Raw genomic sequence first — 15,925 nt, 5'->3', positions numbered from 1 at the left:
TTTTAAAGAGATAAACAGATGACAAGTTTGTTGGTAATTATAGTTTTAGTTTTATTAGCAGTTGCTTTGTGGCAATTGACCAAGATATTTGATCTTACTCAAGTAGGTTCAAATGTGGACAATTCGCAAGTGGCTAATGATAACGATAATAATGTTCAGGGTTATTTGATGTTTGGTTTTCTAGCTTTCATATATATACTTACCATTTATGGTTTGTTTACATGGGGTGGGTTAGTTCTTCACACTCCTGCTTCCGCACATGGTGCTTTAGTAGATAACTTAATGAATATTTCATGGGTTCTATTGTTTATTGTACAAGCAATTACACAAGTATTGATTCATTATTTTTCATTTAAGTATAGAGGTAAAGAAGGTCAAAAGGCAATGTATTTTGCAGATAACAACAAACTAGAGGCTGTTTGGAGTATTATACCGGCAGTAGTTTTGGCTGGATTAATCCTTTATGGTTTATATGCTTGGACCAATATTATGTTTATTGATGACGAAGAAGACACTGTGGTGATCGAGTTATATGCTCAACAATTTAAGTGGACTGCTCGTTATGCGGGTGAAGATAATGTACTTGGTAAAGCAAATGTTAGGTATATTGAGGGTATTAATACTTTAGGTGTTGATATGTCTGATCCTAATGCTCAAGATGATATTGTAGTTTCTGAATTGCATATTCCAAAAGGAAGAAAGATACATTTTAAAATGAGATCTCAAGATGTTTTACACTCAGCTTATATGCCTCATTTTAGAGCGCAAATGAATTGTGTTCCTGGTATGGTTACTGAATTTGCTTTTGAGCCAATCTTCACTACATCAGAATACAGAGAGTTACCTTACATGATTGAAAAAGTTGCTCATATAAACGATTTAAGAGCCAAGAAGTCTATTGAATTGGTAGCTAAAGGTGGTACTGCTTTGGATCCTTATACTTTTGATTATTTATTACTTTGTAACAAAATTTGTGGTGCTTCCCACTACAATATGCAAATGAAGATAATTGTTGATACTCCAGAGGATTATAAAAAATGGATTAAAGAGCAAACTTTATTAGCTGTACAAGTTAAAGATGCAAATACTCCAGCCCCAACTGTAGGAGGTGATACAATTTTAAAAGACTCAGTAATTGTTGCTCCAGTAGTAGCAGTTAAATAATATTTATTAAGAAAATTTAAAGTAAACTTATATGTCAGCAGAAGGTCACGATCACGTAGTGGATCACGAACACGAACATCATCATAAAGATACATTCATTACTAAATATATTTTTAGTATTGATCATAAAATGATTGCCAAACAATACCTTATTACAGGTATTATTATGGGAGTTATAGGGATTACAATGTCTATGCTTTTCAGGATGCAATTAGCATGGCCTGAAGAATCTTTCAAAATATTTAATGTTTTGTTAGGTGATAAATGGGCTCCAGATGGAGTTATGAAGAATGATGTCTATTTAGCATTGGTAACAATTCATGGAACTATAATGGTTTTCTTTGTATTGACGGCCGGATTAAGTGGTACGTTTAGTAATTTATTAATACCACTTCAAATTGGTGCAAGAGATATGGCCTCTGGATTCATGAATATGATTTCCTATTGGATGTTCTTTTTGTCTGCTGTTATTATGTTAAGTTCATTATTTGTTGAAGCTGGTCCTGCCTCTGCTGGGTGGACAATTTATCCTCCCTTGAGTGCTTTACCTCAGGCTATTCCTGGTTCTGGAATGGGGATGACATTATGGTTGATCTCTATGGCAATATTTATTGCTTCTTCATTAATGGGGTCGTTAAATTATATTGTAACAGTTATTAATCTTAGAACAAAAGGAATGTCTATGACTAGGCTACCTTTGACTATTTGGACATTTTTTGTAACTGCAATTATTGGTGTTGTTTCTTTTCCAGTTTTATTATCAGCTGCTTTATTGTTGATTTTTGATAGAAGTTTTGGTACTTCTTTCTTCTTATCTGATATTTATATCGCTGGTGAGGTTTTGCATTATCAAGGTGGTTCACCTGTTTTGTTTGAGCATTTATTCTGGTTCTTAGGACATCCAGAAGTATATATCGTTATCTTACCTGCGATGGGACTTGTATCTGAAATTTTAGCTACAAACTCTCGTAAACCAATTTTTGGGTATAGAGCGATGATTATGTCTGTTCTTGCAATTGCATTTTTATCTACAATTGTTTGGGGACACCATATGTTTATCTCTGGTATGAATCCATTTTTAGGATCAGTATTTACTTTTACCACATTATTGATTGCAATACCGTCGGCTGTGAAAGCATTTAACTGGATCACAACTTTATGGAAAGGTAATTTGCAATTGAATCCCGCTATGTTATTTTCTATCGGAATGATTTCTACTTTTATAACTGGTGGTTTAACTGGTATTATTTTAGGAGACAGTACATTAGATATTAACGTTCATGATACTTATTTTGTAATTGCTCACTTTCACTTGGTAATGGGTATTTCTGCTCTTTACGGTATGTTTGCAGGTATTTACCATTGGTTTCCAAAAATGTTTGGAAGAATGTTAAATAAAAATATGGGATATGTTCACTTTTGGGTTACTGCAGTTTGTGCTTATGGTGTTTTCTTCCCGATGCACTTTATTGGATTAGCTGGTTTACCAAGACGTTACTATACAAATACTAACTTTCCATTGTTTGATGATTTGCAAAACGTAAATGTATTGATAACAACCTTCGCATTAGTTGGTGGGGTTTTTCAATTGGTCTTTCTTTACAATTTCTTTAGTAGTATTTTTTATGGCGCAAAAGCAACACAAAATCCTTGGAGATCTAATACATTAGAATGGACTACACCAGTAGAACATATTCATGGTAACTGGCCAGGAGCGATTCCTGAAGTACATAGATGGCCTTATGATTATTCTAATCCAAATCATGAAGAAGATTTTGTTCCTCAAAATGTACCAATGAAACCTGGTGAAGAAGTTTTACATCACTAGAAATTAAAAATATTTTTAAAATGCCTTTCTGTAATAGAAAGGCATTTTTATTTAGTTGAAACTTTATTATATCTTTGTCAGATGAATGAAAATTTAGATCCTACAACAAGTGGTTACGGTTCAGAAGAATTTGATCTCGAAAAAAAATTAAGACCCTTGTCATTTGATGATTTTGCAGGTCAAGATCAGGTTTTAGAAAATTTAAAAGTTTTTGTTGCTGCAGCAAATCAGCGAAATGAAGCATTAGATCATACACTTTTTCATGGACCTCCTGGTTTAGGGAAAACTACTTTGGCTAATATTCTTGCTAATGAATTGGAAGTGGGGATTAAAATCACCTCTGGTCCAGTTTTAGATAAGCCAGGAGATTTAGCTGGTTTGTTAACTAATCTTGACGAACGTGATGTTTTGTTTATTGATGAAATTCATCGTTTGAGTCCTATTGTTGAGGAATATTTATATTCAGCAATGGAGGATTTTAAGATCGATATTATGATAGAGTCTGGTCCTAACGCTAGAACTGTTCAAATTAATTTAAATCCTTTTACATTAATTGGAGCTACAACTCGTTCTGGCTTATTGACTGCTCCCATGCGTGCTCGTTTTGGAATATCATCTCGTTTACAATACTATACAACTGAACTTTTAACATCTATTGTAGAACGCTCAGCGGCTATTTTAAAAATGCCTATCTCATATGATGCTGCAATAGAGATAGCAGGACGTAGTCGTGGTACACCTCGTATTGCAAATGCTTTGTTACGTCGTGTTCGTGATTTTGCACAAATTAAAGGTAATGGGACGATTGATATTGAGATTGCTCGTTACAGTTTAAAAGCACTAAATGTTGATGCTCATGGTTTGGATGAGATGGATAATAAAATTCTTGTCACTATAATTGATAAGTTTAAGGGCGGTCCTGTGGGCTTATCCACATTGGCTACAGCTGTTTCGGAGAGTAGTGAAACTGTTGAGGAAGTTTATGAGCCTTTTCTTATTCAGGAAGGATTCATCATGCGTACGCCTCGCGGACGTGAAGTTACAGATAAAGCTTATAGGCATCTTGGTAGAATCAAAACAAATACCCAAGGTGGTCTTTTTTAATTTTATATATTTCTTGCCTTTGCTTTATATATTTCTATTCATAAAAAGCAGTCAACTAATCAGATCAAATATTAAACCTTTAATCCCTATTTTATTTCTAAATTTAAAAATACTGAATTCATAAAATCTGAAGCTATGCGCCTCGGGTTTTTGTCTTGTGGTATATCAAAATCTATTTTTTTAGAGGATGAAGCACCTAGGTTGGAAGATTGGCTTAATAATAATCATAATGGTAAAATGTCCTATATGGAGAACCATTTTGATAAACGTTTAGATACAACCAAATTAGTAGAAGGAAGTAAATCTGTTATTTCTCTTCTATTAAATTATTACCCAGAAAAAGTTCAAGTTGCAAACACTTATAAAATCTCAAAATATGCCTATGGTACCGATTATCATTTAGTAATTAAGGATAAGCTTAACGAATTATTGTTTTCTATACAATCCGAAATTGGAGATGTAGCTGGTCGTGCCTTTGTAGACTCTGCTCCCGTACTTGATAGAGCTTGGGCTGCTAAGTCTGGTTTGGGTTGGATAGGTAAAAATAGTAATCTTATTACTCAAAAAGTAGGTTCTTTTTATTTTATAGCCGAACTTATCATTGATTTAGAATTAGACTATGATCATGCTGTAACAGATCATTGTGGTTCTTGTACTGCTTGTTTAGACGCTTGTCCAACTCAAGCTATTGCCTCACCGTATGTGGTCGATGGTAGTAAGTGTATTTCTTATTTTACTATTGAATTGAAAGAAAATATTCCTTTGGAAATGAAAGGTCATTTTGATGAATGGGCTTTTGGTTGTGATATTTGCCAAGATGTTTGTCCTTGGAATCGATTTTCAAAACCACATAATGAACCATTATTTAATGCTAAACCCGAAATGTTATCAATGTCTAAAAAAGATTGGGAAGACATTACTGAAGAAACTTTTCAGGTTATTTTCAAAGGGTCTCCTTTAAAACGTACAAAGTTTAGCGGGTTATCCCGTAATCTTATTTTTTTACAATAATTTTATTTAATGTATTAAGAAAGATTTTTAGGTTATTTTTTTATATTAATATTATCTCTTATTTGGTTTTATTTGTATAACTTTATAATCCTAATATATTTTCAATATGACTGTAAATCAAATAATAATTGTTAAGGGGGGTGAAGTTTTTTCAATAGTTTCTACTATTTCTGTTTATGATGCCTTAAAGGTCATGGGAGAGAAGAATGTAGGTGCTTTACTCGTTATAGAGGATGGTGTTATCGTCGGGATTTTATCTGAAAGAGACTATGCCCGCAAGATTGTATTGAAGGAGAAAACGTCAAAAGGTACTTTGGTTAAAGAAATTATGGGTACTGGTATTATTACCGTTAAATCTACTGATTCAATTGACTTTTGTATGGGCTTAATGAGTGGGAAAAGAATTAGGCATTTGCCAGTTGTAGATGGGAATGCTGTGTTGGGAGTGATTTCTATTGGAGATGTTGTGAAAGGAATTATTGAAAGCCAAAAAGAAACGATTAGTCATTTGGATTCTTATATTAACGGTACTCAACTATAAAGTTAACAAATAAACGTATCATAAAAGCCGCAAATTATTGTGGCTTTTTTTTTGTTATTTAATTCTAAATTTTTTTTAAGAAAAGATTAAGAGAAATGCTTCCTTATTAAACCAAGTCTTATATCTTTGTAAATTAGGATAAAAATCAAGTTTATGAACAAGGATAGTAAAAGAAGAGAGGCATTATTGTATCATGCAAAACCTACTCCAGGAAAAATACAGGTAGTTCCAACAAAAAAATATGCAACGCAAAGAGATTTGTCATTAGCTTATTCTCCGGGTGTTGCTGAGCCTTGTTTGGAAATTGCTAAGGATGTTAATAATGTTTACAAGTATACTGCTAAAGGAAATTTAGTTGCTGTGATATCTAATGGTACAGCAGTTCTAGGTCTTGGTGATATAGGGCCAGAAGCATCCAAACCAGTAATGGAGGGTAAAGGTTTATTGTTTAAGATTTTTGCAGATATTGATGTTTTTGATATTGAGGTGGATACGAAAAACATTGAAGAGTTTATTCAAACAGTAAAAAATATTGCACCCACTTTTGGGGGGATTAATCTAGAAGATATAAAAGCGCCCGAGTCTTTTGAAATTGAGCGTAGGTTGGTTGAAGAGTTGAATATACCAGTGATGCATGATGATCAACACGGAACAGCAATAATTTCGTCAGCAGCATTAATCAACGCACTTGAATTAGCAGATAAAAAAGCCGAGGATGTAAAAATGGTGGTGTCTGGTGCAGGTTCTGCAGCTTTGGCTTGTGCGGATTTGTATATGTTGCTTGGTGTTAAACTTGAAAACATATTGATGTTTAATAGTAAAGGTTTATTAACTAAAAATAATCCAGCATTATCAGAACTCCAATTGAAATATGCAAAAGATATGGATTCAATAGGTCTTGAAGAGGCACTTGTTGGAGCAGATATATTTTTAGGGTTGTCTTCTGGAGATATTATGTCGGCGCAAATGTTACTTGGAATGGCAGATAATCCTATTGTTTTTGCAATGGCAAATCCAAACCCAGAAATTGATTATAATTTAGCGATTGAGACTAGAAAAGATGTTATTATGGCTACTGGACGATCTGATCATCCTAATCAAGTTAATAATGTTTTAGGCTTTCCATATATTTTTCGTGGTGCATTAGACGTACGTGCTACCAAAATTAATGAGGCTATGAAAATGGCTGCAGTAAAAGCTTTAGCTTCTCTTGCAAAGGAATCTGTTCCTGAGCAAGTAAATGTAGCCTATGGTGCGACAAAATTAGTTTTTGGTAAAGAGTATATAATTCCAAAACCATTTGATCCAAGATTAATTGCAATTGTAGCACCTGCTGTTGCTAGAGCAGCAATGGAATCTGGTGTAGCTCTAAACCCAATTATGGATTGGGCAAAATATGAGGAAGATTTATTGGAACGTTTAGGAAACGACAATAAAATGCTTCGTATGATAAGTAATAAAGCGAAAATGGATCCAAAGCGTATTGTTTTTGCAGAAGCAGAACATTTAGACGTTTTAAAAGCAGCTCAGATTGTGTTAGAAGAAGGTGTTGCTATTCCAATTTTGTTGGGTAATAAAGAAATTATATCGGAATTAAAAGCAGAATTAGGTTTTGATGCTAATGTCGAGATTATCGATCCAAAAGATAAAGAGGAGACATCAAGACGAAATCGTTTTGCAGAAAATTATTTTGAAACACGAAAAAGACGAGGTATTACTTTGTATGATGCACAACGATTGATGCGTGAAAGGAATTATTTTGCTGCAATGATGATTAATACAGGTGAGGCTGATGGTTTGGTAACAGGTCATACAAGAAGTTATGCTACTGTTTTGAAGCCAATGTTACAAATGGTTAACAAAGCAGCAAGAGCATCCATAGTAGCTACTACAAATTTGATGATGACTGCAAGAGGACCAATGTTTTTGTCTGATACTGCGGTAAATATTGATCCAACTGCTATTGAACTTGCAAATATTGCTTTGATGACGGCGAAAACCGCAAGAATGTTTGGAGTAGAACCTGTAATTGCAATGGTTTCTTATTCAAATTACGGTTCTTCTACTAATGAAAAAGCAAATAAGGTAAGGGAGGCTGTAGCTTATTTACACGAAAATCATCCAGATCTAATTGTTGATGGTGAAATTCAATCCGATTTCGCATTAAACCCAGAGATGTTAAAAGAAAAATTTCCATTTTCAAAATTGGTTGGTAAAAAAGTTAATACTTTGATTTTTCCAAATTTAGACTCAGCTAATATCACTTATAAATTGTTGAAAGAATTGAATAAAGTGGAGTCAATAGGTCCGATTATGATGGGAATGGGCAAACCGGTCCACATCTTCCAATTGGGTGCTAGTGTTGAAGAAATGGTAAATATGGCAACGATTGCAGTGTTGGATGCACAGGAAAAAGGAAAAAGGAAAAAATAATTTAAGTAGTTTTTACAGTTACACCTATAGCTTACTTTTAAGCTATAGGTGTTTTATTTAATTGAAATATGATAGCACATTTACAAGGGAAGTTAGTTGAAAAAACACCAACAGATGTCGTGATCGATTGTGGAGGTGTAGGGTATCATATAAATATTTCTCTCCATACTTTTTCGTTATTGCCTAATGCTGATTTTATAAAATTATTTACCTACTTACAAGTAAAAGAAGATTCCCAAACTTTGTATGGCTTTGTTGAAAAATCTGAAAGAGAAATTTTTAAACTATTAATATCTGTTTCTGGAATTGGAGCGAACATTGCGAGACAAATGCTCTCTTCTATGGATCCTAAGCAAATAATAAATGCTATTGCATCAGGAGATGTGGCAACGATTCAATCTATAAAAGGTATAGGGATTAAAACGGCTCAAAGAGTGATTTTGGACCTGAAGGAGAAGATGCTTAAATTATATGATATAGATGAAGTTTCAATCTCGCAAAGCAATACAAATCGAGATGAAGCGTTATCTGCACTAGAGGTTTTAGGTTTTGTTCGTAAAGCATCTGAGAAAATTATTGAAAAAATTGTTAAGGAAGATCCAGATGCTTCTGTTGAAACGATTATTAAAAAGGCTTTAAAAAATTTGTAAACACGAATTATATGTGTAGGATTTGTACTCTTTTACTGATCTTGTTTTGTGGTTTTGTATCGGTGGCTCAAGTGAATGTTGTAGCTCAAGATACTGTTAAAAAAGGATTTTCTCTAGGGAAAGTCCAAATGAAAGAACCTCAAAGTATTTTATCAGCTTATACTTATGACCCAAAAACAGATCGGTATATTTATACTAATTCTGTAGATGGTTTTTCTATTAATTATCCAATTATATTATCTCCACAGGAATATGAAAGTTTGGTTGTGAAAGAATCAATGCGTGGGTATTTCAAACAAAAAGCGGATGCTATTGATGGAAAGAAAGAAGGTAGTGAAGAGGCAAAAAGGGATTTATTACCTAAATATTACGTGAATTCGGGCTTTTTTGAGACTATTTTCGGCGGAAATACTATCGATGTAAAGCCCACTGGTTCAGTAGAAATGGATTTGGGTGCTCGTTATTCAAAACAAGATAACCCTTCGTTTTCTCCTCGAAATCGCTCCAATCTAGCTTTTGATTTTAATCAAAGGATTAGTATGAGTTTAATGGGTAAAGTAGGAACCAGAATGAATGTAAATGCTAATTATGATACACAGTCTACTTTTGCATTTCAAAATTTATTAAAGTTAGATTACAAACCAACAGAGGATGATATCATTCAAAAAATTGAGGTGGGTAATGTGAGTATGCCTTTAAATAGTTCTCTGATTCGTGGAGCTCAAAGTTTGTTTGGTGTAAAAGCGCAATTGCAGTTTGGGAAAACGACTGTAACTGGAGTTTTTTCTGAACAAAAATCTCAAACTAAAAGTGTAGTAGTTCAAGGTGGTGGAACAATTCAAGATTTTGATGTTTATGCTTTAGATTACGATAATGATAGGCACTTTTTTTTATCTCAGTTTTTTAGGAATAAATATGATTCGGCCCTTAAAAACTATCCGTTTATTGATAGTAGAGTGCAAATTACTAGATTGGAAATTTGGGTTACAAATAAACAGAATCGTGTTACTACAAATTCAAATAACTTAAGGAATATTATTGCGCTTCAGGATTTAGGTGAAGGGCAATTTACAGGTGTATCAGACAATCAAATAGTAGTGAAGGAATCTTCAATTGGAATGTTTAATAATGCCACAGATTCTCCAGCAGATAATAGAAACAATAAATTTGACCCTGCGCAAATAGGTATTGGTTCAAGTTTGTTGAATGCAAATATTAGAGAGGTTGCTACTTCAAATTCAGGCTTTAATGGTTTTACAGCCAGAGAAGGTCAGGATTATTCGAAACTAGAAAATGCTAGAAAATTGCTACCGACTGAATATACTTATAATACTCAATTAGGTTATATTTCTTTACAACAACGTTTGTCTAACGACGAAGTTCTTGCAGTTGCTTATGAATATACCATTGGTGATAAAGTATATCAAGTTGGAGAGTTTGGTAATGATGGTGTAGAATCTACTGTAGTTTCGGGGACTTCTTCTGGTCAGGCTGTTATTACGCAAAGTTTGGTTCTTAAAATGCTAAAAAGTAATTTAACATACGTTCAAAATCCAATGTGGAATTTGATGATGAAAAATATTTATCAGATCCCTGGTGCTTATCAAGTAAAGCAAGGTGATTTTAGATTTAATATTCTTTATACAGATCCATCTCCTTTAAATTATATTACCGAAGCTAAAAATATAGCAGGTATTCCTGTACCGTTTCCTGACAATCCGGCTGCTGGCGATAAGATCGCAGAAACTCCATTGTTAAAAGTTTTTAACTTAGATAAATTAAATTATAATAATGATCCGCAGACTGGTGGTGATGGTTTTTTTGATTTTATCGAAGGCATAACAATGGACTCTCAAAATGGTAGAATTATTTTCACCTCTAAGGAGCCATTTGGTGAATTGTTATTTAATAAATTAAGTACAGATCCAGCTGTAACTTACGCAGGTGACGCGGAGTTGTATAATCAGAATCAGAAGAAATATGTTTTTAGAAGTATGTACCAAAGTACACAAGCTGGGGCTTTGCAAGATAGTGATAAAAATAAGTTTTTGTTAAGAGGTAAGTACAAATCAACAGGAAGTGACGGGATTCCAATTGGTGCATTTAATGTACCGCAAGGTTCTGTAGTGGTAACCGCTGGAGGTCGTACTTTGGTAGAAGGTATTGATTATAGTGTTAATTATCAGTTAGGTCGTGTGCAAATTCTTGATGCTTCTCTACAAGCATCAAATACTCCAATTAACGTTTCTTTAGAAAATAATTCAATTTTTGGACAACAGACAACCCGTTTTATGGGTGTAAATGTCGAACATAAAATATCTGATAAATTTGTGATTGGTGGGACTTTACTTAAAATGAGTGAAAGACCTTTTACAACTAAATCGAACTATGGTCAAGAATCTGTAAATAATACTATTTTTGGATTCAATACAAATTTTTCTACCGAAGTTCCTTTCTTTACCCGTTTGGTAAATAAACTTCCAAATGTAGATACCGATGTGCCTTCTAATTTATCGGTAAGGGGGGAGATTGCGTTTTTGAAGCCAAATGCATCCAAAATTGATAGTTTTGGTGGAGAATCAACTATTTATGTTGATGATTTTGAAGGATCACAGTCCTCCATCGATATGCGTTCTGCTTATGCTTGGAGCCTCTCTTCTACGCCAGAACGGAGTTCGACTAGCTTATATGATTTTGGTGCTGCGTCCAATGATTTGAGTTATGGTTTTAAAAGATCCAAATTGGCTTGGTATACAATTGATCCTATTTTTTATACATCAAAACCTCCAGGTATCAGTAATAATGATTTGTCATTAAATAAAACTAGAAGGGTGTATAGTCAAGAATTATACCCATTGACAGATATTGCTTTGGGACAAACACAAGTAGTAAGCACTTTAGATTTAACTTATTTCCCTACAGAAAGAGGGCCCTATAATAATAATGTTAATTTTGCCGTAAATCCAAAAGAGAATTTTGGAGGAATCATGCGAGCAATTAATTCAACCAATTTTGAACAAGGAAATGTTGAGTACATTCAGTTCTGGGTTCAAGATCCATACGTTGGTAACGGGGAGGTAGCAGCATCGAATACAGGGAAAGTATATTTTAATTTAGGAGAGATTTCCGAAGATATTTTAAAAGATGGTCGTAAACAATTTGAGAATGGCTTAGGTCCTGATCAAATATTAACGAATCCAAGACCAATCTGGGGGGATGTGCCAGCTTCACAATCTTTGATTTATGCTTTCGATACAAATGTAAATAATCGATCTAACCAAGATGTTGGTTTAGACGGTTTAGCTAATGGAACTGAAGCTGAAGTATATAATAATTTTGCAACAGAAGTCGATCCAGCTGCCGATGATTATACCTATTATTTGAATACAACTGGAAGTATTGTCGATCGCTATAAGAATTATAATGGACAACAAGGAAATTCAGCGGTTGATATTAATGATGCTAATCGTGCCGCTACTACAGCGCCAGATGTTGAGGATATTAATAAAGACAATACTATGAATACAATCAATGCTTATTATGAATATAGTATTGATATGAGAAAGGATATGCAAATTGGTGAAAATTTTATTACCGATATAAGGGAGACACAAGTTGATTTGCCAAATGGAGAAACGACTGCAGCAAGATGGATACAGTTTAAAATTCCTGTTGCACAACCTCAAAATAAGATTGGTGATATTACTGATTTTAGGTCTATTCGTTTTATGAGAATGTTTATGACAGGATTCGATCAAGAAGTAACCTTGCGATTTGGGTCTTTGGATTTGGTCCGTGGTGAGTGGAGACGTTATACCAATACGCTAGATTTTAGTGATACTAATGTAGTTGATGATGGTACAGATTTTGACGTGTTGGCTGTGAATATTCAGGAAAATAATACACGATGTCCAATTAATTATATTCAACCTCCGGGGGTTGTAAGAGAGCAATTATATAATAATAATACTATCATTAATCAAAATGAGCAATCTCTGTCGTTGAGAGTCTCTGGTAGTGGATTGGAGTCAGGGGATTCTAGAGCTGTATACAAAAATGTGAGTATTGATATGCGTCAATATAAGGAATTAAAAATGTTTTTGCATGCAGAATCTTTACCTAATCAAGCGTTATTAGGAGATGATCAATTGGTAGGTTTTATTCGTTTTGGAAATGATTTTACAGACGATTTTTATCAGATAGAAATCCCTTTGAAAGTTACACAGCCTTCTGGTTGTACAAAGCTTAGTGAAGAAGCTGTTTGGCCAGAAAGTAATCAAATTAACCTAACATTAAGTTTGCTAACAGCATTGAAAATTAAGTATAAATCAGTTGATATATCTACTTTGCCATTGGATGGGATTTATTATCAAGAGGAAGGAGAATTAGATGGTAGTTCGGGGTCTAAGATTAATAAACTTACATTAGGGGTTAAGGGAAATCCTAACTTTGGTATGGTAAGGAATTTAATGGTAGGGATCAAAAGTAAAGCAGCTATTACTGACGGTAAGGTTAAAGGTGAGGTATGGTTTGATGAATTACGTTTGGCAGGAATGGATAACTCTGGTGGAATGGCTGCTTTATTAAATGTCGATACTAATTTTGCCGACTTGGCTACTATTTCAGCTACTGGAAAGAAAAGTACATTTGGTTTTGGTGCTATTGAGCAAGGTCCAAATGAACGTAGCCGTGAAGATATTCAGCAATATAATATTGTAACCAATATTAATTTGGGTAAATTATTACCTAGTAAATGGGGGATAAATTTACCTTTCAATTATTCTGTAGGGGAAGAAACAATTACACCACTTTATGATCCTTTTAACTCGGATATTAGAATTAAAGAATTGTTAGAATATACTGCTAGTCAAGCTGAGAAAAATAATATTATCAATCGTGCTGTAGATTATACAAAACGTACGAGTATTAACTTTATAGGTGTTCGAAAGCAAAGAGGTGCGGAGCAAAAACAACATGTTTATGATCCAGAAAATTTTACGTTTTCACAATCTATTAATAAAGTAGAACGCCATGATTATCAAATTGAAGAGTATCTAGATCAACAGTCACTTACTGCAGTAGATTATTCATATAGTTTCCAAACGAAACCTATTGAACCTTTCAAGAAAACAAAGTTCATGAAAAAGAGTTCGTATTGGAAAATGCTAAGCGATTTTAATTTTAATTATTTACCCTCTAGTATTACGTTCAATACAAATATAAATAGACAATATAATCGCCAAAAATTTAGACAAGTTGATGTTGACGGTATTGGATTGGATCCATTGTATAGAAGGAATTTTGCTTTTAATTACCAATATGGAGTCAATTTTAATTTAACAAAATCACTTAAATTAAATTATACTGCCTCGTCTGCCAATATTGTAAAAAATTATTTGAATGAAAATAATGATCCAATAGATGACTTAAGTATATGGGATGGCTATTGGGATAGTGGTGATCCTTATAATCATACTCAGCAATTGGTGGTGAATTATGAAATTCCAATTAATAAAATTCCGTTATTTAGTTTTGTTAAAGCAAATTACACTTATACAGGTAATTATAGTTGGCAACGATCTTCTACCTTTTTAAAGGATTTAGAAATAGATAATATTACTTATAATTTAGGAAATACAATTCAAAATGCTAGATCACATACTTTGAATGGATCGTTTAATATGGATATGCTATATAAGTATTTGGGACTAACTAAAAAGCCTGCCGGAAAACAGTTGCTGAAGCCAAGAGCATTACCAAAACCAGGAGAGAAAGTAGTAAATATAGCTGCTAATAATGTTGCTAACAAAGAGAGCCCATTTAGAGATGGATTGATTGGTATCTTGACAAGTGTGAAAAATATACAACTTAATTATACAGATAATAGTGGTACAGTATTACCTGGTTATACTCCAGGATTAGGATTTTTCGGTTCATCAAAACCTACTTTAGGGTTTGTTTTTGGTAGTCAAGACGATGTGCGATATGAGGCTGCAAAAAATGGATGGTTGACTAGTTATCAAGATTTTAATCAAAACTTTTCTCAGGTAAGTACAAAAACACTTAAAGGTACAGCCAATGTAGATTTATTTCCTGATTTGAAGATTGATTTAACTGTTGATAGGTCGTATTCTAGCAACTATTCAGAGCAGTACGATGTTTCTTCAGATGGTACTTATAATTCTCGATCGCCATATACATACGGTATGTTCTCGATATCAACTGTAATGATCAAGTCTGCTTTTTCTACTAGTGATGAAAATTTTTCACAGGTATTTAATGAATTTAGAGAGAATAGATTAGTTGTAGCAAATCGATTGGCAACAGCCAAAGGTATAGATATAAATAATATTGCTAATATTGATGCTGATGGTTTTCCGATAGGTTTTGGTAAAAACAACCAAGCTGTATTATTGCCAGCTTTCTTGGCAGCCTATACTGGTGGAGATGCAGCAAGTAGTTCATTGGGGGCTTTCAGGAATTTTCCAATACCAAACTGGTCAATCAAATACAATGGTTTGATGCGTTATGGTATGTTCAAAAAACATTTCAAGCGTTTTTCATTACAGCATAATTATAGGGCTTCTTATACAATCAATCAATTTCGTTCTAATTTTAAATACGATGAGAATCCTAATGGTATTGATGACAGCGGTAATTTCTATAATAAGACCTTAATTTCTAATGTTAACTTAGTGGAACAATTCAACCCGTTGATTCGTGTTGATTTCGAATTGAAAAACGCTTTTAAATTTCTTACGGAAATAAAAAAAGATAGAGCTTTATCTATGAGTTTTGATAATAATTTGCTGACGGAGGTAAAAGGAGTTGAGTATATCGTTGGTTTAGGTTATCGCTTTAAAGATGTTATCTTCTCATCAAGATTAGCCGATAATCCAACCGGTGTAATCAAAGGAGATATTAATATGAAGGCCGATTTGTCTTACCGTAATAATCAGACAATTGTACGTTATTTAAATTATGATAACAATCAATTAGCAGGAGGTCAAAATATTTGGTCTTTGAAATTGACTGCAGATTATTCATTTAGCAAAAACCTTACAGCTATTTTCTATTACGATCATTCATTTTCTAAAGCTGTAATTTCTACTTCTTTTCCATTAACAAATATTCGATCTGGATTTACTCTCCGTTATAATTTTGGGAATTAATTTTAGAACGCAACAAAATTTA

At 33.4% G+C, this 15,925-nt stretch carries 8 protein-coding genes; all 8 read left to right on the top strand.

Annotation, left to right across the window (positions count from 1 at the left end):
* The first annotated feature begins 18 nt into the window (after nucleotides 1-18).
* The 8 genes from M2326_RS00805 to sov all read left to right on the top strand — a co-directional run bounded on the left by M2326_RS00805 (nucleotide 19) and on the right by sov (nucleotide 15,903).
* Nucleotides 19-1,164, top strand: coding sequence for a cytochrome c oxidase subunit II (locus M2326_RS00805; protein ID WP_264617660.1), 1,146 nt, complete (start codon nucleotides 19-21; stop codon nucleotides 1,162-1,164).
* Nucleotides 1,165-1,195: 31 nt separating this feature from the next.
* Complete coding sequence (locus tag M2326_RS00800) at nucleotides 1,196-2,992, top strand: cytochrome c oxidase subunit I (protein WP_264617659.1); 1,797 nt, start codon at nucleotides 1,196-1,198, stop codon at nucleotides 2,990-2,992.
* Between the two features lie 81 nt (nucleotides 2,993-3,073).
* Nucleotides 3,074-4,096 (top strand): Holliday junction branch migration DNA helicase RuvB, encoded by a 1,023-nt coding sequence (gene ruvB / locus M2326_RS00795; RefSeq protein ID WP_264617658.1) that lies wholly within the window; start codon nucleotides 3,074-3,076, stop codon nucleotides 4,094-4,096.
* Between the two features lie 93 nt (nucleotides 4,097-4,189).
* Nucleotides 4,190-5,107, top strand: coding sequence for a tRNA epoxyqueuosine(34) reductase QueG (gene queG, locus M2326_RS00790; RefSeq protein ID WP_264617694.1), 918 nt, complete (start codon nucleotides 4,190-4,192; stop codon nucleotides 5,105-5,107).
* A 106-nt stretch (nucleotides 5,108-5,213) separates the two neighbouring features.
* Nucleotides 5,214-5,648, top strand: a complete 435-nt coding sequence (locus M2326_RS00785; protein ID WP_264617657.1) for a CBS domain-containing protein — start codon at nucleotides 5,214-5,216, stop codon at nucleotides 5,646-5,648.
* A gap of 153 nt (nucleotides 5,649-5,801) precedes the next feature.
* A complete protein-coding gene (locus M2326_RS00780) occupies nucleotides 5,802-8,081 on the top strand; it encodes an NADP-dependent malic enzyme (protein ID WP_264617656.1) in 2,280 nt (759 codons plus the stop codon).
* Nucleotides 8,082-8,149: 68 nt separating this feature from the next.
* Nucleotides 8,150-8,731, top strand: coding sequence for a Holliday junction branch migration protein RuvA (gene ruvA / locus M2326_RS00775; protein WP_264617655.1), 582 nt, complete (start codon nucleotides 8,150-8,152; stop codon nucleotides 8,729-8,731).
* A gap of 11 nt (nucleotides 8,732-8,742) precedes the next feature.
* Complete coding sequence (gene sov, locus M2326_RS00770) at nucleotides 8,743-15,903, top strand: T9SS outer membrane translocon Sov/SprA (RefSeq protein ID WP_264617654.1); 7,161 nt, start codon at nucleotides 8,743-8,745, stop codon at nucleotides 15,901-15,903.
* The last annotated feature ends 22 nt before the right edge of the window (nucleotides 15,904-15,925 follow it).

The sequence above is a fragment of the Flavobacterium psychraerolatum genome, from assembly GCF_025960985.1.
Lineage (GTDB): Bacteria > Bacteroidota > Bacteroidia > Flavobacteriales > Flavobacteriaceae > Flavobacterium.
The sequence above is the reverse complement of the archived record's forward strand: the minus strand, read 5'-3'. Positions and strand labels throughout refer to the sequence as shown.